Annotated in this window: 24 protein-coding genes and 2 pseudogenes; 14 read left to right on the top strand and 12 right to left on the bottom strand. The window is 43.7% G+C overall.

All coding sequences use genetic code 11. The features are described from left to right. Window positions 1-55: 55 nt before the first annotated feature. Window positions 56-916 carry a type VII toxin-antitoxin system MntA family adenylyltransferase antitoxin gene (mntA, locus tag Vsou_RS04595; protein WP_188602447.1) on the bottom strand — a complete coding sequence of 287 codons (861 nt, stop codon included), beginning with the start codon at window positions 914-916 and terminating at the stop codon, window positions 56-58. Window positions 917-1,055: 139 nt separating this feature from the next. Then, the gene (locus tag Vsou_RS04590; RefSeq protein WP_054843266.1) at window positions 1,056-1,664 is read right to left on the bottom strand and encodes a hypothetical protein; all 609 of its coding nucleotides are present in this window, start codon (window positions 1,662-1,664) and stop codon (window positions 1,056-1,058) included. 289 nt (window positions 1,665-1,953) lie between these two features. Here Vsou_RS04590 and Vsou_RS04585 point away from each other — a divergent pair, with 289 nt between their 5' ends. The 4 genes from Vsou_RS04585 (at window position 1,954) to Vsou_RS04570 (ending at window position 4,671) form a co-directional block, all read left to right on the top strand. Further along, window positions 1,954-2,673, top strand: coding sequence for a tRNA(His) guanylyltransferase Thg1 family protein (locus Vsou_RS04585; RefSeq protein ID WP_188602448.1), 720 nt, complete (start codon window positions 1,954-1,956; stop codon window positions 2,671-2,673). A 46-nt stretch (window positions 2,674-2,719) separates the two neighbouring features. Then, a complete protein-coding gene (locus tag Vsou_RS04580; RefSeq protein WP_188602449.1) occupies window positions 2,720-3,358 on the top strand; it encodes a TenA family protein in 639 nt (212 codons plus the stop codon). A gap of 150 nt (window positions 3,359-3,508) precedes the next feature. After that, window positions 3,509-3,901, top strand: coding sequence for a hypothetical protein (locus Vsou_RS04575; RefSeq protein ID WP_349293696.1), 393 nt, complete (start codon window positions 3,509-3,511; stop codon window positions 3,899-3,901). A gap of 314 nt (window positions 3,902-4,215) precedes the next feature. Then, the gene (locus tag Vsou_RS04570; RefSeq protein ID WP_054843268.1) at window positions 4,216-4,671 is read left to right on the top strand and encodes an archaellin/type IV pilin N-terminal domain-containing protein; all 456 of its coding nucleotides are present in this window, start codon (window positions 4,216-4,218) and stop codon (window positions 4,669-4,671) included. A 6-nt stretch (window positions 4,672-4,677) separates the two neighbouring features. Here Vsou_RS04570 and Vsou_RS04565 read toward each other — a convergent pair whose 3' ends face one another. Further along, complete coding sequence (locus tag Vsou_RS04565; RefSeq protein WP_188602450.1) at window positions 4,678-5,502, bottom strand: DMT family transporter; 825 nt, start codon at window positions 5,500-5,502, stop codon at window positions 4,678-4,680. 100 nt (window positions 5,503-5,602) lie between these two features. Between Vsou_RS04565 and Vsou_RS04560 the strand changes: the two genes are divergently transcribed. The 5 genes and pseudogenes from Vsou_RS04560 to Vsou_RS04535 all read left to right on the top strand — a co-directional run. Continuing rightward, complete coding sequence (locus tag Vsou_RS04560; RefSeq protein WP_054843270.1) at window positions 5,603-6,184, top strand: hypothetical protein; 582 nt, start codon at window positions 5,603-5,605, stop codon at window positions 6,182-6,184. Continuing rightward, window positions 6,185-6,826, top strand: a complete 642-nt coding sequence (locus tag Vsou_RS04555) for an MBL fold metallo-hydrolase (protein ID WP_188602451.1) — start codon at window positions 6,185-6,187, stop codon at window positions 6,824-6,826. Window positions 6,827-7,438: 612 nt separating this feature from the next. Then, complete coding sequence (locus Vsou_RS04550; RefSeq protein WP_188602452.1) at window positions 7,439-7,852, top strand: nucleotidyltransferase family protein; 414 nt, start codon at window positions 7,439-7,441, stop codon at window positions 7,850-7,852. Further along, window positions 7,840-8,255 (top strand): annotated as a pseudogene (locus Vsou_RS13350) (DUF86 domain-containing protein). Before Vsou_RS04550 ends, Vsou_RS13350 begins: the two are co-directional and overlap by 13 nt. Window positions 8,256-8,300: 45 nt before the next feature. Then, window positions 8,301-8,768 (top strand): annotated as a pseudogene (locus Vsou_RS04535) (creatininase family protein); the annotation flags it as partial. On the opposite strand, the gene Vsou_RS04530 reads toward Vsou_RS04535, so the two are convergent. From Vsou_RS04530 to Vsou_RS04510, 5 genes are all read right to left on the bottom strand, one after another. After that, complete coding sequence (locus Vsou_RS04530; RefSeq protein WP_188602453.1) at window positions 8,769-10,250, bottom strand: hypothetical protein; 1,482 nt, start codon at window positions 10,248-10,250, stop codon at window positions 8,769-8,771. It lies immediately after the preceding pseudogene. Between the two features lie 722 nt (window positions 10,251-10,972). Further along, complete coding sequence (locus Vsou_RS04525; RefSeq protein WP_229709685.1) at window positions 10,973-11,485, bottom strand: hypothetical protein; 513 nt, start codon at window positions 11,483-11,485, stop codon at window positions 10,973-10,975. Between the two features lie 455 nt (window positions 11,486-11,940). Next, entirely contained in the window at window positions 11,941-12,957 is a 1,017-nt protein-coding gene (locus tag Vsou_RS04520; RefSeq protein WP_188602455.1) for a radical SAM/SPASM domain-containing protein, read from the bottom strand. Then, window positions 12,957-13,445: a hypothetical protein gene (locus Vsou_RS04515; RefSeq protein ID WP_188602456.1), complete on the bottom strand. Its 489-nt coding sequence runs from the start codon at window positions 13,443-13,445 to the stop codon at window positions 12,957-12,959. The genes Vsou_RS04520 and Vsou_RS04515 overlap by 1 nt, the downstream gene beginning before the upstream one ends. Before the next feature lie 730 nt (window positions 13,446-14,175). After that, window positions 14,176-14,535: a hypothetical protein gene (locus tag Vsou_RS04510; protein WP_188602457.1), complete on the bottom strand. Its 360-nt coding sequence runs from the start codon at window positions 14,533-14,535 to the stop codon at window positions 14,176-14,178. A gap of 435 nt (window positions 14,536-14,970) precedes the next feature. Here Vsou_RS04510 and Vsou_RS04505 point away from each other — a divergent pair, with 435 nt between their 5' ends. Both Vsou_RS04505 and Vsou_RS04500 read left to right on the top strand, forming a co-directional pair. Then, a complete protein-coding gene (locus Vsou_RS04505; protein WP_264890777.1) occupies window positions 14,971-15,612 on the top strand; it encodes a hypothetical protein in 642 nt (213 codons plus the stop codon). Between the two features lie 210 nt (window positions 15,613-15,822). Next, a complete protein-coding gene (locus Vsou_RS04500) occupies window positions 15,823-16,017 on the top strand; it encodes a hypothetical protein (protein ID WP_264890776.1) in 195 nt (64 codons plus the stop codon). 23 nt (window positions 16,018-16,040) lie between these two features. On the opposite strand, the gene Vsou_RS04495 is transcribed toward Vsou_RS04500, so the two are convergent. Further along, window positions 16,041-16,316: a hypothetical protein gene (locus tag Vsou_RS04495; protein ID WP_188602459.1), complete on the bottom strand. Its 276-nt coding sequence runs from the start codon at window positions 16,314-16,316 to the stop codon at window positions 16,041-16,043. Between the two features lie 101 nt (window positions 16,317-16,417). Here Vsou_RS04495 and Vsou_RS04490 point away from each other — a divergent pair, with 101 nt between their 5' ends. After that, the gene (locus Vsou_RS04490; RefSeq protein ID WP_188602460.1) at window positions 16,418-16,819 is read left to right on the top strand and encodes a hypothetical protein; all 402 of its coding nucleotides are present in this window, start codon (window positions 16,418-16,420) and stop codon (window positions 16,817-16,819) included. A gap of 54 nt (window positions 16,820-16,873) precedes the next feature. Here Vsou_RS04490 and Vsou_RS04485 read toward each other — a convergent pair whose 3' ends face one another. After that, a complete protein-coding gene (locus Vsou_RS04485; RefSeq protein WP_188602461.1) occupies window positions 16,874-17,527 on the bottom strand; it encodes a hypothetical protein in 654 nt (217 codons plus the stop codon). A gap of 174 nt (window positions 17,528-17,701) precedes the next feature. Between Vsou_RS04485 and Vsou_RS04480 the strand changes: the two genes are divergently transcribed. Next, window positions 17,702-18,172 carry a hypothetical protein gene (locus Vsou_RS04480; protein WP_188602462.1) on the top strand — a complete coding sequence of 157 codons (471 nt, stop codon included), beginning with the start codon at window positions 17,702-17,704 and terminating at the stop codon, window positions 18,170-18,172. 3 nt (window positions 18,173-18,175) lie between these two features. Here the strand turns inward: Vsou_RS04480 and Vsou_RS04475 are convergent, their stop codons facing one another. Together Vsou_RS04475 and Vsou_RS04470 are read right to left on the bottom strand one after the other, a co-directional pair. Then, complete coding sequence (locus Vsou_RS04475; protein WP_188602463.1) at window positions 18,176-18,892, bottom strand: hypothetical protein; 717 nt, start codon at window positions 18,890-18,892, stop codon at window positions 18,176-18,178. A gap of 108 nt (window positions 18,893-19,000) precedes the next feature. Beyond that, on the bottom strand, window positions 19,001-19,204 hold the full coding sequence (locus tag Vsou_RS04470) for a hypothetical protein (protein WP_188602654.1): 204 nt from the start codon (window positions 19,202-19,204) through the stop codon (window positions 19,001-19,003). Window positions 19,205-19,901: 697 nt separating this feature from the next. Here Vsou_RS04470 and Vsou_RS04465 point away from each other — a divergent pair. Next, a complete protein-coding gene (locus tag Vsou_RS04465; protein WP_054844686.1) occupies window positions 19,902-20,084 on the top strand; it encodes a hypothetical protein in 183 nt (60 codons plus the stop codon). The last annotated feature ends 96 nt before the right edge of the window (window positions 20,085-20,180 follow it).

Below are 20,180 nucleotides of genomic sequence, written 5' to 3'. Positions count from 1 at the left end.
TTTACTTAGCTGTTCACTTAAAATTCTCCCTGCAATTAATAATGCACTACTATTGTTAACCACGAGTAAGTAATGTGCTATAGTACCGGGCGAGCCTCGGCTTAAGGTCCAGGAACTCCTTAATCATCTTAACCTCAAAGTTAATCCTCCTTTCAGGGTCCCTATCTAGGATTAGGACACCCCTGCTTACAGCCTCGTATGTCAGTAATAACGGTGCCTTATTAAGGTGAACGAGGTCGACCTTAAGCCCAAGCACATCCTCTAAGGTAATCATAACGCTCACGAACTCCTTCCAACTTAACTCCCTATTCGTGAATATGGCAATATCGATATCACTTCCTGGGTGTACCCTACCGATTGCTCTTGATCCGAATACGTATGTGAATACCACGAAGTCCAACCTCTCCAATACCTGCCTTGCCTTATTAATTAAATTCGTCAATTCCCCACTACTATTAATGGACTGATTATCTGCAGGATCTATCGACTTATCCCTAATAAAATTACTAATCTCGTTAATTACCCTATCTAATTCGTCAATCTCATTTAAAGTCTCAATCAGTCTCTCGGGATCTATCACGGCATAACCATGGACAAGCACATTCCTAAAGCCAATCCACAATTCAAACAGCCTACCAGTTTCATCACTAAGGATGTTAGCGTTCATCAATATTCTTGCAATATCCCTATACCTCTCGGGTTTACTAAGATTAAGAATTGAGCACAGCCTCATACCAACATCAATAAGGGATTCAACGGCCAGGTGCAGGTAACGCTCAACAGCGTCCTTAAGCACTAAATCCCTATTTAAATCATCGATGGACCTCACTCTATCCCTGATCGACCTCAGAATATTCACATAACTCCTAGCCATTGCTAATCTATCATTAATTATCACACTACCACGCCAAATCATACATCCTTACCCAATCTAAAAACCTTACACATCTCAACTGCAGGAACTTAATGAGGATCCATCAGCGCGCAGGTCTTGGGTTCCTCATCCATCAGATCCGTCCCCGCTTCACATCACTCATTTGATAAAGCCATGCCCGTTAATAACTCTTTTTAGGTGTCAACGCCTTAATGGTCCTCTTAGCCATGTACCTCTTCGACCAAAGGAGGGTTACGTAAGCCAGGGCAAACCAAACGGCGAAGGCCACGGGTATAGTGTAGAAGGTTAGTAACGCGTAATAAACTTCAGACACGCCAGTCCCAAACCATTGCCAAGCTAACTCATTCTGTGGAGATGCAGGTGGCACAATCACCCCGCCAGGTTCATGACCAGTGGCTGCGGCGTATAGGTTAGTATAGGCTGCCCATATATTAACGTAAATAGATTGTAGAGTGGCTACGAGCATTATTAGAAACATGGGTAATATATAGACCACCGCACTTATGTAGTTATTAATACCCACGTCACGGAACAGGTACGGTATTAACACTAAATCCAGCGCGAAGGATGCGATGACATACAGGATAAATGATACAACTTCCCACGTAGGAGGAGGTATAACTGTTTCTTTAAACGCATAAAGTAAGGACTTAGGCTCCGGAAACATTGATGAAAATACTCCATACATGGCACTTGGTATACTGAAAAATAAGATTATAACTGAGGCATAGATATACTTAAGGATCAACCTTTTCCTCTTCACATCCATAGGGCAGCACCTATAGAATTATCAAGCAATGGACTATTTTTAAAGTTTGATAATGAGACTAACATGGAGATCAACCTGTTATTGTTATTGATGAACAACCTGGAGATCCACCGTTTATACCCATAGTAGCATAAGCATAGGCACAGCTCTCATACGTATATGGCATGTTTGGCATCCAGTATACACGGGTGTTCACTTAAAATGCTTCGTTAGTTATATCAATTGCTTTACGTTGATTGTTCATGGGCTTATTTTTAAATGGCTTCTTCCTGACTAGTTCGTGAGTTTAATGGGTAGTGTTGACGTGCTTAGTCTGCTAGTTAGTGCTAATCCCGTGGAGTTGGAGAGGGATTTTGACTCCAGGGTAATCACCAGCATCGTTAAGCCGCCGATGGTCATTAGGCTTGATGGGGCCGGCTTTGGCAAGGCCCTTAGGGACTTCACCTGGCCTAGGGATGAGAGGGTTCATAGGGCATTGCTTAGGGCGGCTACGGAGTTGATGAGGACCTTCTCGGGTGAGTACGCGCTTGTGATTAGTGATGAGATTAACGTATTCCTCCTTAGTTACATGCCATTTAATGGCCGTGAGTACAAGTTGGTAAGCTCGATGGCTGGGTTGGCGTCAGCTATCGTGAGTAACGCCCTTAATAGGATCCTTTACTTCGACGCTAGGGTTATCCCGCTTAATGATTCCTGCCGTGATGTTGCCAGGTACATGCTTTATAGGGTTAGGGTTGGCTTCAATAATTACCACGTGGAAATAGCCCAAAGGAGTAGGGCGGTTCCGCCGGAGAGTACTCCGCACATAGGTGACGTAATTAAGGCTCTGGGTGGTCCAAGGCTCACCTGGGAGTCCCTGGGCACATGCCTAGTCAGGGCATGGGTTGAGCTTGAGGGTGTTGATAAGAGGAGTGGTGAAAGGGTTAGGTATGTTAGGAGGAGGATCATTGAGAGGAATCCAATAGATGTAATTAACGAACTTAGCAAATGCGGTTCTAATGTTCAATAAGTTTGTTAATAATATTTAATAACTGGGTGATTATGGGATTAAACGTATGGTTAGTACCCATGAGAGACTTAGGGACTTAGTGGGTGATCTATGGAATAAGTACACTAGGCATGAGTTCGTTGAGAGGCTCAGGAATGGTTCACTGCCAATGGATGTGTTCAGATACTACTTAATTCAGGACACGAAGTACGTGAGGGAGATGCAGAAGGCCGTGATTAAGGCTGCGAGTAAGGCACCACTTAATGAGGCCATCGACATACTAACGGCAGTATTCAGTAACGTTGAGAGGGGTGCAGAGGTTCATGAGAGGTTGTTTCATGATTTATCGATAACGGAGGATGAGGTTAATAATACGGGGTTTAACCTAGTCAACTACGCATACACGAAGCACCTGCATTACTATGCATCGTTGGGTTGGCCTCAATTCCTCGCGGCATGGGCGCCATGCATGTGGGGTTATTACGAAATTGGTAAGTACGTTGTTGGCACAGGTAACTCAATATTTAATGCATGGGCTGAATTCTACGCGTCAAATGATTACTGGTCTAGGGTTGAGGCTATATTGAGGACGCTGGATAAGTGCGGGGTAACGCCGGACATGGAGAGGGCGTTTAGGGATAGTGTTAATTTCGAGATAATGTTTTGGGAAGCATCGCTTAGAAGGGACCCAACAGTACTTTACTGAAGCAATTGCGATATACCGTGATAATTAATTGTACTTTAGGCGTAAATCCTTGATTTATGATTCATTTATCGCGTAGCAATTACTCATTAAAGGAAGGCTTAAATAATGCTGAAGGGTCATTATTAATGGGTTATGGACTTAAGCGAGCTAATGAGTCTATTACTTAGTAAAGGTGTGGATTACGTTATTGCCCAACTACCTGGTTGGATTAGTAGGAAGGAGGTCTCCAGGGAGGACGCGGAGTTAATACTCATGTATGCAATGATGAGTAAGCTCGATGATTTAGGCAAGAAAATAGATGGGCTAGGCAATAAGATGGATGAGTTAGGTAAGAAAATTGATGCTAGGTTTGATGAGTTGGGTAGAAAGATTGATGATTTGCGTAAAGAAATAGATAGTATGCATAAGGAAATGGTTGACAGGCTTGACTTCATAAGCAATCAATTGAGGGTTCTGAACTCAAACATAGCCGCGACCTACGAATTAACGTCGAAGGTAATGACCAGGCTAATGGAGAGCAGCATCGCACCAACACGTACATAATGCATTCAAGGCGAGCATTAACTCCACAGCAGTTACTTACCATAGAATTGGTTATATTTAGGAGGTCGTTTATACCCTGGGCGTGGGTCATTGGTCCATGCGCCCTGAGCCTTGACGTACCTTTGTACGTTATGGAATTATAAATTAACGCTATATAGTATGAGTATAAATACCAATGAATGCCAAAGTTAGGCCCTAACGCCGATTTTAATCTACAATATATTTAAACTTAACATATGTTTTACGGTTGACGAGGTCTATAGCCTTAATTAGGAATAATGCTTATTAAGGGGAATTGAAATTTAATAACTACAATGAGTGAGGGATTGAGCGATACAGTAACGACAATAATACTCGTGGCGGTCGCCATAACACTGGTCATAGCAATCGCTGCTTGGATATTTGAGATAGCCGGTAATGCATCGAAGTCATTTGGCGTGAAGGTGATCATTGAGGGTCCGAGTATGTCTCAGGGTAATGTTACGTTTATAATAGTCAATTCAGGTACGGAATACGTGGAGTTGGCATACGTCGTGATTAACAATGCTGAGTTCACGTCAAGCAGTAGATGCGCTGTATTGCCTGGGAGCTCCGCACTATTGACTATAATCAGTAATGGGACGCACTACGTAGGTGTAGTACTAAGGGTTGGGAATTGCACCGTGAATTACAATGGCGATTCCAGGATTTACGGCATAAACACGGCAGAGGCGGTATTTACCAACGGCCAGCAGGTTATTTATGAAACCCTGAACCTGCAGGGCCAATGAAACTCGCTAAACCCTTAATTGCGATACTAAGACGCCAATTAGTGTTACTGCAGAGCCTATTACCTCCATTTCCGTGGGTACCTTACCGAGTATTAATAGGGCGAATAAGTATGCGGATGCAGGTACGAGTATCGACATTGAACTTGCCGTCACGGGGCCAAGGTCCTTAACACCGAGGAACCAAAGCAGGAAGCCTACTACCTGGGCCACCAATGCGACAACTATGCCCCACGCAACGGCACTTAGTGTTAATTCCATGTGTGGGTTGATGATGAGTGTTGGCGCCGCTATTAATGCCGATATGACCGCCATTGAGGCATTCAATTTAATTAGGTCCTCACCAACCAGGTTCCTCCTATAGTAATGGGTGCCCAATGCCCATATGAAACCACCAAGTATCGCTATGGCATCGCCAATATCGAAACTATAAACACCGACGGCCATCAATAAGCCACTAAACGCCAGTACAATGCCAACGACCTGCAGAGCCGTTGGTCTCTCGCCATATAATGCAATTGAGAGTATGAGTACGAAGATTGGCTGCGTGTAAACCAGCACCGAGACCAGGGCCGGGTTTGAGCTGTACTCGATGGCGATGTTCAGGAAAACCACGAATAGGGCTCCATTTAGTAATGCGTTGATTACGTACTTACGATTTATCATCAACCCCCTACCAATTAGGAGTAGAACTAACCCACCAACGCCGAACCTATACATCGTGAGTACGAAGGGCGACATGTAATACATGGCCACCTTAGATATGGAGTATGACGAACCCCAGGCAACTAGGACACCAATCATTGCCAGGTAACCACGCAATTTACTACTCATAACCTGACCACACGGTTTACATGGATTGTTATAAGGATTACTATATATCGTCTACTACCGCAAAGCATTTAAGGGATATATGGGGGTATGTTTATTTAGTATGGGCCTAAACGCGAAGGTTATTGACAGGCTCGTCTGGTTCTACACTGGTTTTGTTATTGTTAACTTCGCATCCTTATTATGGCTCTTCATAACCAGCTACCTAACCATATACACGGACATACCACTGCCATACTTCATGCTGTACATACCCAGTAACATTGCCGTACTAGCCCTAATAACCCTAGCCCTAATCCTAGGCCTATACGTATACCTGGGCATTGTACTTATACGCGGCGGCCTTGGGAGGGGTTACGTGCCGACAATCTTCGCAGCAGCGATGGTCATCGGCATAATCCTGCTATTCATTGGGCAGTTCATAGCCTCACTAATCTCCTTAATAATTGCCCTGGCGCTCATGGTCGGTGTCTACGCAGTACTAACGAGTGTTGCAACGCATAGGGCATCGAGGTATATGTGGCTAGTGAGTACCCTACTCATCATAGCCACCGTGATACTGGCTTTAATAAGTAGGTCTGTCGTGAACTACGTGGTGGCTACAATACAATCACTATCAATACTCGCCTGCGCGATTGAGGTATGGTCAATAATGGGCAGGCAAAGCCAAAGTGTAGTGACCTAAATGCTCAACGTTGAGGTAGTGGTTGTTGGACCGCTCGAAACCAATTGCTACCTGGTATGTGATGGTAATTCCTGCGTAATCATTGATCCTGGGGATGAGGCCGAGAGCATACTAAATGCCTTAAGTAATAGGAGGGCCCTAGCCGTGGTCGCGACACACCTGCACTTTGATCATGTGGGTGCGGTTAAGGAATTGACCGAGCGACTGGGCATTCCATTCATGGCACATAGGCTTGATTGGGAATTGAAGAAGATATTCGACGAGTTGGCCACAAGGTGGGGATTCACAAAACCCAAACTGCCGGAGCCCGTGTTCGTCAGTGAGGGTTCAGAACTACCGCTTAACCTAAGGGTAATCCACACGCCAGGGCATACGCCAGGTTCAATCTCGATAATTGGGGATGACTTCGTAATTACTGGAGACACGCTCTTCGCAGGTAGTGTCGGTAGGACGGACCTACCTGGGGGCAATATGGATAGACTCAGGAGGTCCGTGTGCGGGTTATACAGGGAGCTACCCGACAACTTCATTGTTTACCCAGGCCATGGGCCATCAACCACGATTGGCGAGGAGAAGATTAATAACGTAGTAATACCGATGGAGGCATGCTTAGACGGGTCAGGGAGCAATTCTTATGGATAGCGGAGTAAAAAATCTCCGTAATTAGAGCGATTACCATGCCAAGTCGAGCAAAGACATTGTACATAATCACCCTGGCAATACTCACTATGGTGGCAGTACGCAGGCCTAGCAATGCGCCTAGTCCCAGCGTTAAGGCAGTGTCGTAGAATATGGTTTACAGAGGGTGTTAATGACATATAACTTGGATATCCTTGCCTGGGCGCTGATGTCAGTGGCGTTATTGCTGAGATAATCACTGAGACAGATTTAAGCGAGGTACCGCTATTATTGGGTCACTCATTGGCTTTGCCGCATCATACATAATTACATAATTTAATTACTTCACAACATAATCTACAACCACCTATACCTTGCCTCGTAAACATATACTAATCCCAATACGTCGTGGCAGTTCTACACTGCTTTTTGTGAATTCGTTAGCCATCACTGTGTCTGGCGGTGGTGAGCATTATTGACCTGCGGGCATCGTAATTTAATTGGTAGCGGTTATTACCTGGATCATCTGCCCTTTATATCCATGGCCTAACTCTACCGTGCAACAAGGCCACTGAGTAAGCTCACCTTACCAGTGTAAATACTTTAAGTAAGTATGTAATCCTTAGATTGGACTTAATGCTTGATAAATCGGTGATTAGCAGGTTGAGGATGTTTCCATGGGGTAACTACGGTATTTACTACGCGGTTCTCTTTGGTTCCATAGTTAGGAGGGGTTTTGGTGAGGATGTTGATATTGCGGTGGAGTTCGTGGGAGGCCTTGACCTGGGTAGGTACTCACGGCTACTCTTTGACCTATTTGATTACCTGGGTACGGACAAGGTGGATCTAGTGCCCATTAGCGACAGTGCTGATTGTTACCTGATTCATGAGGTTTTCAGCGATGGCGTAATACTATACATGGCTGGCGATGATGCATGGCTGAGGATGCATAGGAGGGCTTCGATTTGTGAGGACTTCCTTATTGACGCCAGGAAGTTGGACCTGGTGTTTAATGCGGATAGGGCCCTGGTGATGAGATGGCAATCCTAAATAAATTGCTGAGTATTATCGAGGATATGACTAGGAGACTCGATGAATTTGTTGACCGCGGTTATGATCTAAGTAATTGGCGAGATCAACTGGCGTCAATACACGCGCTGCAGGTTCAAGCGCAGGCCTTTATCGACTTATGCCAACGGTTATTATCCAACATGGGCGTTACTGCCGAGGGCTACTCAGGAATTGCTAGGAGGTTAAGAGATATGGGTTTAGTGACGAGCGAGGAGGAGGCCCTAGTCAGGTCGTAGTGGACTTTAGGAACGTGGTGGTTCACGGCTACGCCAACCTAGACCTTAACGTGGTTAATGAAATACTTAGGTCGAGGAGTTATAGGAAGGTCCTTGAACTAGCCCTGGCGCTTAGGGATAGGGCTAGGCAGTACTGGGATCCTTAACCCTGGGTGGTATTGCATTTAAGGGCGTTATCAATTCAATGGTTAATGCGTTGGTGGGAACTTACCTGGCCTGAGTTTGAAAAGGTCGATAAGACAGTGGCCCTACTACCGACGGGGATTGTCGAGGCCCACGGACCACACTTACCACTGGGTACGGATGCGTTAATGGCCACTTACATAGCCGAGGAGGCCGCAAAGAGGACCAACGTGCTCCTACTGCCCACTGTTTGGTATGGGAATACGTACGTGCTCGATAAGTTCCCCGGCACCATATCCATAAGCAATGAGACACTATACATGCTCTACAGGGACATATTCAGGGAGGTAGCTAGGAACGGCATTAGGTACCTGATCGTCATTAACGGACATGGAGGCAACGCGGACGCCCTAAACATGGCGGCAAAGGACGTGGCCAAGGAGACGAACCTGGTCATAATAATCATAAACTGGTGGATAGACCTAGCAAAGGAAGCCAGGAAGAAGGTTCTAGAAACGCCGGAGGGCCATGCGGCATTAATATATAGCTGCGGCCGCCCCCTCTATGGGTGCGAGTTCCATTAAGTATCTTCTGATTGCTTGTCTCTTTTTCTCATCTGTCGTGTCGTAATACCTTTTGCAGAGTACTGCCGTAATACTTTCCCTCAATTTCTCATCCATCTTAACCATCCTCCTCACTTCACTGGATGATACCGTGACTATTCGACTTCTCTTACCCTTTGCACGCGCAACGATTCCCTTAGCCCTTAAACACTCAATAATCCTCGCTTCCTCATCAGGCTTAATTTCACACTCAAGACGCAAATAACCGCCATCAAGAATAACCGTAAACTTTTTACCACAAAGGATAATGCTATATTTTGGCTTCTTAAACCGTGTCTCTAAACCCATAAAAAATCGCCTAATCTTTTCGGCATCATTAAGCATAGCCAGAATGCTCAAGATATCTAACAATATTTGGCTTTTAATAGCAACATCATGATATATCCTCTTAAGTACCTCAACGGCATATGACGTGTATACGTCCGCCACCGTTAATTTACGTATACTACGCTTATGCCATCCCTCTAATAGTTCTTTCCATAATGTCTCCTTTGACGTCGCAAAACTTACACGAAGTTTACGAGGTTTAGTGATTGTGCCATCACCCAATATTGCAGCAAAGATAGTAAGTAGAGGATCTAGGGTATCCTGAGGTTGAGGTTTCATCTTAAACGCGTAGTTAAGGGATCTCAACGTCCATGCGACTTTCACTTCTTTCTTATTTACATGAAGCTCAATTCTAACAGTGGTTTTTCCTGGGAACGCGAGAAGCCATAGAATAACTTGCCATAAGTGTGAAGTCTTCATACATGGCCGATTTCCTCTCTTATCAATATACCCGTCAGTGTTCATAAGCCCTACTTGTATTGACATCCTTATTGGCTCTGGAATTAAAGGAAGCGCATTAACATTAATACTACCGATACCCTTAATTATAAACTTCACTGTAATTCCACCATCAGTTCTACCAGCTTTAGAAGCACTTATCGTCACGTATCTTCCTCTTATCGTTATTCCCTTCTTCCTTATTCTTATTTCAACGTCCCTAAAGCTCTTAAATAGTCTAATGACCTCACTATAGACCTTATCCTTGTACCATTGCTTAACCCTATCCACGTACTGCACTATTTCCTCAACCGTCTCTGTAAACGCCTTAATATTATCAGCATTCTCCGCGTACTTCTCCGCTAAGGATACTAAATGATACTTAAACCTCGTTAAATCCTCAATCACCCTATTGAATACATTATCTATTTCACCCAGTTTACTCATTACTCTTGATCTAACCTCCTCAAGAATTTTCTTTGTCTCCTCATCTATGGCTTGTGGCGGTTTGTTTGGTATTTCTTCCCCACCCGCCCTTGGCTTGGTTGTTGGGTTGTTGGGCCTTTGGCCCACCCCCTCCCCGTTGTTTTGATTTGAGTTACCCATTTTTCTCTCTACCTCCCCTGCCATGCCCACCACCTTATGCTGAATCGCCCCGTGGGCTGTCCCCGCGGGGCCGTACCACCCAATGGGTTGGCGCCCCAACGGGGAGGCCCACGGGGTGGTTAAAGGCGTTTGTTCAGCAATGCCTAGGGTTCCCCACACCAAATTCCTTCGCTACTCGGCCTTTTCATTGGTAGCTTGTTTCACGTACCCGTGAAACAGCATCCCACATAAACCACGCAATAAATGCCTATTGTTCTTTCTAGCCCAGGGTCTTCTGGAAGTAATTGCATCTTACAATCCCCAAACCCACCCCGCCCCACCCCCCGCCATCCTCGGTGGCGGGTGTGGATCCCATGGCCCCATATCCGCCGACCGAGGTGGCGCCCTCGGCACTCGGCTCTGGGGCTTAGGCTCCCTACAGCCCAACAGCCCAACCTCACGTGCCGAGAGCCCCCCTAACCAGGGAGGCCTCGGCACTAGCTCGTAAGGGGTGTGGGGAGGGAGTGGGCGCGGGGCGGGCTTGGGGAGTGAGTGGCTAGGTGGCTTTGTTGCTATCATCGACATCACCGAGGTATTGACCGCATGCGCAGTCAATGAGCCCCTCATTGCCCAAGCCTCCGCACTACCCACGGGGGCGGCCGCGTTGGATCACCCAAACCGAGGGCTTCACCCGGGCGAACCCCGGGTGCTCTACCTCGGGGGCTCATCACCTCTGTAATTGCCTATGGCTTGGTTTAAAAGGGGGTTTATGTCAGCCTTAACCTGCATGGCATCGGTAGCCTAGCCCTCGATGCCAACCCCTCATCCGCGTTGTACCCTGACGCCCTCAGTAGTGCGTGTATTGTGTATGAGGTCTTCCTACCAACCCTACCCCAACCCCTAACCAGCTCCAGAATGCCGTGTAGGTAGGCAATATTCCTAACAAGGCCCAAGTCACCAACCGCCTTGAACGGCACAACCCAGGGGTCTGCGGCAATGACCTTGTACATGTACCTGGGTAATCCGAGCTTAGCCAGGAAGTAGGATGTGGAGTTCATGAGCATTGGTGGGTAGGCAGTCCTCGCCCTAAAGCCCTCCCTAGCCGCATCAACCAGTTTGGAAAGCACCCCCACCCCAACCACCACGTAATCAACACCACCAACCCCAACGAGGCAGTTACCCACATCAACCCAAACCTCCGCAGCGCCAATTACCGCATTCCTATTAAACACCAAGTCCCTAGGCTCGGCATGAAAAACCAGGAACCACAAACGCATCATTAAAACAATGAAGACACCTTAAAAGGCCCAACCACCCAAACACAAGCCGTGAATGGATGGGCTATTTACGTGAGCACACGGAAAGTCGTGAACACCGCAACACCATGAAACGAAAAACCACGACCCACCGGAGTTAACCATACGTAGAACCCCACCCAGTTGGCTAGCCACGGTAGAATAATTTCTCACGAAGCCACGATTAACGACTTCGTGAAAGCCCACGGAGTCACGACGTAAGCGCCTGCGATTGTTTGCGTCGTGGATTATACGATTTTTCAAGTCTTTTCCTGAAATTATTTAGAAATTTTCCCATGATATTGATGATGGGGGTGTTAGTATTGCCGGGCTTATTGTCTAGTATTAATTAGGACATAGATAATAACGCAAACTCCCGCTAGAGACTATGAAACTTAAATAGACAAAAATTTACAAATGGAATTAGAATTGCCTTTTTATTAAAAGGTCTCTATATCATTGGGGGTAATTATTTTTTCTAAATTCATTAATCTGCATAGTCCATAGCCTTTTAATTGAAGACCTTTTACTATTTTTTCGTTAATAGTTAACATAATTTTACGTGCCCTTTCCCATATCGTATGCCAATCCTCCTTATATAAGTTGCCTAACTTAAGTGTATGGACCAATTCACAAGGTACAATTGTACCATCCACCTTTACAATAGCCCTTGTAATCCCAGCTAGGCATAGTCCATAGTTAATATTCTGCATAACATAGTGAAGATTAGCGTTATTTGTAAAAGGTAAATCAATATATACATTATATTTTCTACTCAATTCAGCAAGTTTAGGCGTTATAGAACGCCAAAACTTTATGGGGTCTTTTAGCCTTAATTTATAGTATAAATCCCTATCCATAATTACTGAGGGCATAACATTTTCAAAATGAATCTTCTCAATATTTTTAAAGTTTGTTATTAACCATTCAACAGTTTCGATTAATGTAGGAGCATTTACACTCGTCACTACTATACCTATTGTGAACGGAATATTGTATTTCTCTAAAACGTAGAGGGATTTTAATGTAAGATTAAAAGATCCTCTAACGGCATCATGTATACTAGATATATGAGAATCAAGCGATATCTGTAAATCTAATCCAGATTCTACAGCATACTTTAACCTTATTAAATCATCTTTACTTAGCTTCCATATTAAAGTTCCATTAGTACTTATTCCTACGCTAGGGAATTTTCCTAGCGAATATTCAATAATATCTAATATTTGAGGGTGAAGGAATGGTTCACCACCAAGTATGCCAAATTCAAAAGGTTTTGCCTCATTATAAGTCTTATCAGCTAAATATTTAAAGTCCTCAAATCTCATGATCTTATTCGTGAACGGCTTTGCATAGCAATATATGCAATTCAAATTGCACGATGATGTTATCTCAAATTGAATAATAAGGGGTGTTTTTGGCCAAGGTGCTTTATCAGCATTTAAATTAAAAAGCATCATTGGCACCCTTTAACATTAATAAGTAAGGTCTCATAAATATGCGGATATTTTTCCTTTAATTCTTTAACAGGTCTCTTAAGCATGGACATTATTAAATCATGAATACCTCTGCTACTCATGAAAACTAATGAAGTTACTTTATTGTAAATTAAAGCAAAATCACCTTCCCATCTTAAATCAACGTAGCTTGAAAGGAGCGCATTTAAGTCTACGCATCCTTTACTTTTTACAAGTACTGCAGGTTTGGGGTGTTGAGCGTGCTGCCATGGGTTCCATGGCATTCGCCCCTCTACGTACTTTACTTCTTTAGGAATTAAATAATAATTTTTATAATCATTAAGCTTAAGTTCTTTAATTTCGTAATCTTCATTAGAAATATATTCCTGAGAAGTTTCTAACAAGTATGGGACTATGAAGTCTTGATCTTTAGCGTTATTTTCCGTGGTTTGCTGAGTTGACTTAGATATTTTTACATCTTTTATCATTATTATACTTAATCGTAGAGGTATTTTTAATTTTTGCGTTCTAAGGGTCTAAAATAAAAAATACTTCTTAATTGTGCCTCTCTATCTTCATGGTAACGTTGAACTTAAGAGAAAGTAGATCATAAAGTCTGGGAAATCATTCAAGGTATATTTGCCGTAATATTTGTTGGTCCAGGCATTGACTGGCTTAATTCCTTGAGGACTTGAAGGATCACTTCGTAGGTCTCTCTCGCTCTTAAGTAGGTAATTGGTCCTCTATAGGGTGGAGTGTATGGCTGACGTTAGGAGACTCTTAATGTTTCATTTCATGTACGTCACAGTGAGAGAAGATTTTAATTAGGATATTGAAAAATTATTTATGCGTACACCATACTAATGTATATCTCTATATAAGAATTTTGGTGAATTATTGGTGGTTTAGCGTATGACTTCACCTATGTTTATGGTTACGGAAATGCCCAGAGAAGGACTTCACTGAGTGATTAACAAGCCCTTAGAGCATTATTAGTAATTAAGGCATGGGGTAGTTGAGGTGGTATCTTAGGCTTGAACCGTGTTTATTTTTAGGATGATGCGATGAGATTAATGATTGTTAATCTTATACACAATCTCACTAATGCAGTTAAAGACACCCGCAGGTTAAGTAGCATGCTTGTACGAATGCTTCATTAACTCCAATGGCACTTAACGCAGTATTAATGGCAATTGCTAAGCTTACCTAAAGTACTCATCATGTGATGATTAATAACAGCACTATGAGACTTAGTAATAGGGTTATGGCATCACCCCAATCGAGTAAGTCGAAACTTACACCGTAAAGCAGGTAGGATCTACAGAGTGACCCAACGATTTCGATTTTCGTAGCAAGCGCGATTACGAAACCAACCACTAATAGACCCACGTAATAAATCGGTATTAATCGAAGAAGCGACGAGTAGAATGGACTATATGTAAAAATGGGTATACTGCTGAGACAACTAGGCGCATGCGCTATTAGAATAAATGCAATGGTAATTGAAATATTCCATAACAACGATACAAAGAACTCCGTAAGGTATCCAAGTACCTTAGTAATCGTATCACTTATCATTTTTAACTAGTACAGCGAAAGTAAAAAATACATAAAACTATCGGATAAAATAACTGAAATATTATCCCTTATCCTGTTCGCGGTATTTGGTAGTTATTAATTTATCAAGTTCTCTACAACCCTTGTCTGTGATATCTCTCTTCATACTCAATGCTCACAAGCAAATCCCTAGCGCATCTAGGGCTTTGTCCTTACTTATTAGCCCCTTTTCGTTGGTTGCCATTTCAATGGTTTCATAATGAACTCGATCACCAACCCATTAGACAACCACCTACTGTGTTGAGGTCTTAAGAGTTCGAGGTCCTACTAGGCTTTTCATAAGTCTTTCTATCCCAAATAACTGACGATTTAACAATCATATTTTTAATAACGCCGAGGAGCCCAATGCAGGGTTCCTTCCTGGTTGTCGTGGAGTAACGCTTGGTTTAGGTAGTGATGAAGTTTTTGAGGGGTGGGATGCCTAGGTATTTGATGGGTCAAGGTACTCAATGCAGGTCGGGTCTTCCTAGAGAGAGCTGTTACATCATTGATTGCATTAAGAGGGTTTCCTCCCAATTGGGCGTTCTTAATGATGTAATAATCATTGGTGGTGTTGCTAAGTGCCTCGCAGGCTTAAAGTGCTGTGGCGATGTTGGTGATGTTGATATTTTCATAAAGGGCAGCGCCGTTAATAAATTCTGGGAATTCATACGTGGACTATTTGAGTGTGAGCCTGATGAGACTAATGGCTTTAGGTTCCAACCAGTCTACGACCTACACCCACAAATCATCAACAGCCTAGGCATCCCTTGGAATCCATGCCAAAGGGAGTACTACGCACACCCACTAGCCCTCACAATAAACTGCAGGAGACACTTAGAAGGATACAAGAGGGTTAACCTAGACATTGTAGTCACCCGTGACGAAGTCACGCGAATACTGTACCACGAATTCTTCCTATACCTACTAGACAGGGGGAGCATTAACAACGGCGAAATGGTTAGGAAGAGTCATGAGGAGTTCATGAACAAACTACCCACCCAACTATTGGGATTAGTGGAGTATGAACACTTAATTGGGATGCACTACGCCGTGTGAGTTAACGAAAAACACATTGCTAAAGCGGTTTAGTTAATGGTTCATTAATTGAGGTTAAGTATATTAGCCTACTTTCTATTCTCATTCAATGGGCTTTGAGGACTGCAGATCTAAGGATGGCTTGAACCCATGCCTAATTCTTGCTAATTTCATTAGGGATAATCTGGGGATTCTTAGTAAGAGGGTTCCTGGCCTTTAAATAGCAATAACATGGCTATTTTAATACTTAAGCCTAGGCATGATGCAACGATGCTTAACGTATTGTTAAACTTACTGGGTTATAAGACATCCTGCATACAATTAATGTGGAACTATGCTGAGAAGTACGCCACTAACTCTCTTCTTCACGTGCCCTGCAATGCCATTGATATATACTTTCAAACGTTAAATAGTGCTGGTGGTTAATACGATAATGGTTGCGCGGGGCCTTAGGCCTCGTGTTTCATTCTCCATTCCCTGCAGTTACTCTCGTAATCACTCGGGCTATAATTCATCAGTAGTGGGTCTTCGCATGGGCATAGTATGGCCATGACCCTAAAGCCTAGGTTGGGGATCTTACCATTATCGAGCTCGCGAATTAATCGCCTAACATCATCCTCACCAACCCTAATGCCCGGAAACTCCAGTGCCTTGGCTATCTCCCTGGCCACGATTAACTTCTCGCCCGGGGTTAAGCTCCCTCCAGAACTCCCTAACCCACTCACCGTAGTCACCACTGGTTAGGAGTAGTGTTGGGTATTTCGACACCTTCCTGCATATGCTCACGTATTCATCAGGCACGCATTAAGTTGAGTGCTGTCTGCGAGTGTTGAGGTTGATTTCAGTAACTACAAAGGCCGGTTTGCTTATGATGCGGAATTGTTGGTTGATTAAGGTAGATAACTGCTCAGGTGTATGCGGTGGCTGTAAGGTTAGGCTTGATGGTAGGTTTGCCATCAACCCTGGTGATTTACTGATTTTTTACGTAGTGGATTGGTCGAATAATCGCATAGCATGTTGTGCTGCATGCGCAGTCGATGTTAATTATCAATCGAGTATTTGGGGTACGGTTACCGCGATAACCCTCGGCAAATGCACATCACTCAAGGTAAACCTATCAGGGATATTACCGAAAAACTTTGCGCCAGCCTCAACAGGGGTAACGCCACTGGGCGCCTTCTGTGGTCGGGTGATAGGTGGCTTGGACATCTGGGCATTGACATGTTAGTCACCCAATCTCAATGATCCGCCGCCCAGGTTAAAAGCACCATGTTAAGGGTAGTTACGACTTATTACGAGTTAAGCGGAGGGTTAGGTAAGCCATCGCCATGATCAGTAGTGGGTCAATCACTAAGCCATCCACCGGCCCCAAGGCCCCAATCACTGGTTCTAATCCCTTCATGGCGGCGATAACCGTTGAGTTTAATGAATCGATTAGGTAGTCAATGATTAATGCGTTGGCGTATGTTATTAGGGCTAGGGCCCTGGGCCTTAGGCACTCCTTGGCTTTAATCAGCATGCATATTGCCATTACTGCAATTACGTCGGTCATCAACGCTGTAAATATCGTGAGTGAGCTAAACTCGTAGATAGACAAGCCGCTCAAGCCGTGAATAATCAGCAGGTAGGCCAGTGAGGTTGTTGAGGCGATGATTACCGAGACAACTACCGTTAATTCCAAAGCCCTAACCAACTCACTCAAAGAACCAAGGCTGGTTAGGGTAAGCATTGCCAAAACAACGGCGTCAATGATTACCGGCACCAGGTCAAGCCCAACGTGACCGATGTGAACCACGAGTGGTGAGTACGGGCCGAGGCTACGCATGAACGTGGAGCTACCAATCAGGCGAAACTGAAACCAAACGACGAGCAGGTAGAGGGCTAGGAAGAGTAGGGCACCAAAAACACCAGCAAGTAAATGCTTAGTAAAGCCCATTGGCTCGCTTCCCAGCAACGACTTAAATACCCAGCGCAGGCGTAACCAAATTATAAGGACCAATTGAGGGGAATCAATGTTGCCGATTAGTCATTCGATGACAGACTCTGGGCAACGACAAGCACCGGCTACATACCATTTGCTCCACAGGATCAGCAAAATAATCAAAATTATATGTACTATGGAGTACTTTATACATACTATTGGTTTTCTCCAGATCAAAGTGGTCAAAATGCATTAAATGTTTACTTCATGGTTAATGGAAACATTTACAATAATAACTTACCAATGCAGTATGTTCCATCTATAGGTGCATATACGTTATCACCATTACCACCATCAACGTACTTAGCGACAAGTTACCAAAACGCATATCAAACAGCATTCGAAGCCGAAAATTCTGTAGCTTTGAATAACTATCAAGAAATAAATTTACAAAACGGTTTTATTGATGGAACATTTGGATACAAGGAAAATTATCCTAATGCTCCTACAATAGAACCTTTGATTGAAAATATAACTAATTATTTGAATCAGCCATATATATTTATTGCGTCTGGTTCAGGCGGGGGCTTTGGTTATATGTATTTAGATTGGGTTATTGCTACTTTCGGAGTTCCATATGAGTTAACTGTACCTTCTTAGAGACTAGCTATAAACATTAGTGTCAGATTGTTCTACGAAAGTCAACTGATAGCTATAGGAATTTTGGTTAGTACCAAGCATGTATGCAAATGGAATAAATGTTCCATTATTAGTTATTATCAAATTTGCTCCTGCGAAGGATGGATTGAGTGCATACTTACCTAAATCAAAAGTTTCGGTTAATATTGTTCCTACTCCTTGTTGGTACCATAGGTTTGATGTTCCTGATACTGTTGCTGCTTCTTTGTATCCTACGTCTAGTGCGTATGCTAGTTTTGTTAAATCGTTTTGGTCTGTTACCAGTACTGTCCAGTATCCTGGGTTGACTTTATCCAGCAGTATTGTGTTTCCCTGTATCGGTATCTTTACTACTCCTGTTGAGTTTCCTATAACCACTTCGTAGCTTAATGGTATGAAGTTTTGCCCATTAATGATTGTTCCGGCATTCTGTTGGTTGAATGAGTTGATTTCATTAACTGCCTCATTCAATACTGTGCTGGATACGTTGTATGTTCCTAAGTCGTGTAAATTGCCTTGTTGATCGTAGTAGAATAGTTCGTACTGCCCACTCCCCAAAGGTCTCAAGAATGCGTATGGGGCGTTAACGGTTAGGTAAGCCACCGACGGCTTCGAGGCGAATGGATGCATCAGTAGGATCAAGGCAATGGCTATAACAACAACGGCAACCACAACACCAACAACCAAAACCTTACCAGGCATGAAACAACAAACCAACAAGCAAATTAAAACATTACCCAATTGTCTAGGCGGTGTCTTGTGCCTTAATAAAACCTGCCAAAGGAGGTGGTGCACTGAAGGCATTTAGGATTAAGCAATCACCGCCGTTAAACCCACTGAGTTTAGTACTGTGGGTAGTATGCCCATTAGTAGGGCGAAGATCATGCACATGGCCGCCAGGGCACCGACGATGCGCCTAATGCTTGACCACTCAATGAGTGGGTAACTAATTAGTGATTGTACTAGGGCTGGGAATATTTGGAGTCCATAACCATCGAGGGTGGTAAAACCCACGGACTTTCTAAACCTCGGGTATCCACAAAGGTGATTCGAGCGATTTCGTTAATGTGGTTGGTGATGGAAGGGTTGGAGTCATTAACGTGGGTAGGGCCATCGACAGCAGCCTACACCTAGAGACATTGGCCCCAACCATCATACTAGGCATGGAAAGCCCACGGAGATAATAACAATGCTGAATTTAAGGAGTTTGTGCTTGCTATGTGTAGGTTTGTACTTCCGAGGTGGCGGGTTTAAATACCGCCTTTTTGTCTATATGGGGTTGAAATGTCGGTGCTTAACCCTTTAACTCCTGGGATTGGTTGATTCAGCGATAACGAATGCTCATTTGTACATGTTAATAGTCGGTGGCAGTGCGTGAAAAGGGCTACGCTTATTGATAACATACCTAAGCAACTTAACAACCCAGCCCTAATAATTAACTCGACTGGAATTTACTCAAGTATTAGTATTGTTAATGGCGCAGTAATCATTTAAAAGGACCAAACGGCAATGATTGCCAGTCATGCATTGATATGTCGTTTAGGATTAGGTAGCCGAATACGTATTACATACATACTTCATTAATCATTAATCATTACTAGTATTATTGATATAATAGTTTATAGTTTATAGTCGATTTCAGGTCTGGGCAGCATACCCAGACCTGGTCAAGTGGATTCCGAGGGATGGCTCAGCCGATGAGTGGGTTGAGGTGAGGTTTAGGGTGTATGGGAAGGAGGTCTATGCGATGGAGTATACGAAGGCCGTGCAGGGATACCCATCGAGGGCAAGCCAGGAGAAGGGCAAGGCAATACTGGAGGCTGCGGTAAATGAGGTCGTTCAATTAATAAATGACTTAAGAAACGGAAAACTACCGATAACAAAGGTTAGGTAAGGAGATAATTTGCGAATAGTATTATCATTATTAATTGCTGATAAAATATAATGTAGGTAATGGTTCTGATCCATTAATAATTATATTAGTAGGTAT

It is taken from the genome of Vulcanisaeta souniana JCM 11219, from assembly GCF_026000775.1.
Classification (GTDB): Archaea; Thermoproteota; Thermoprotei; order Thermoproteales; family Thermocladiaceae; genus Vulcanisaeta; species Vulcanisaeta souniana.
Note: the sequence above shows the minus strand (reverse complement) of the source record. Positions and strands in the feature narration are given on the sequence as shown.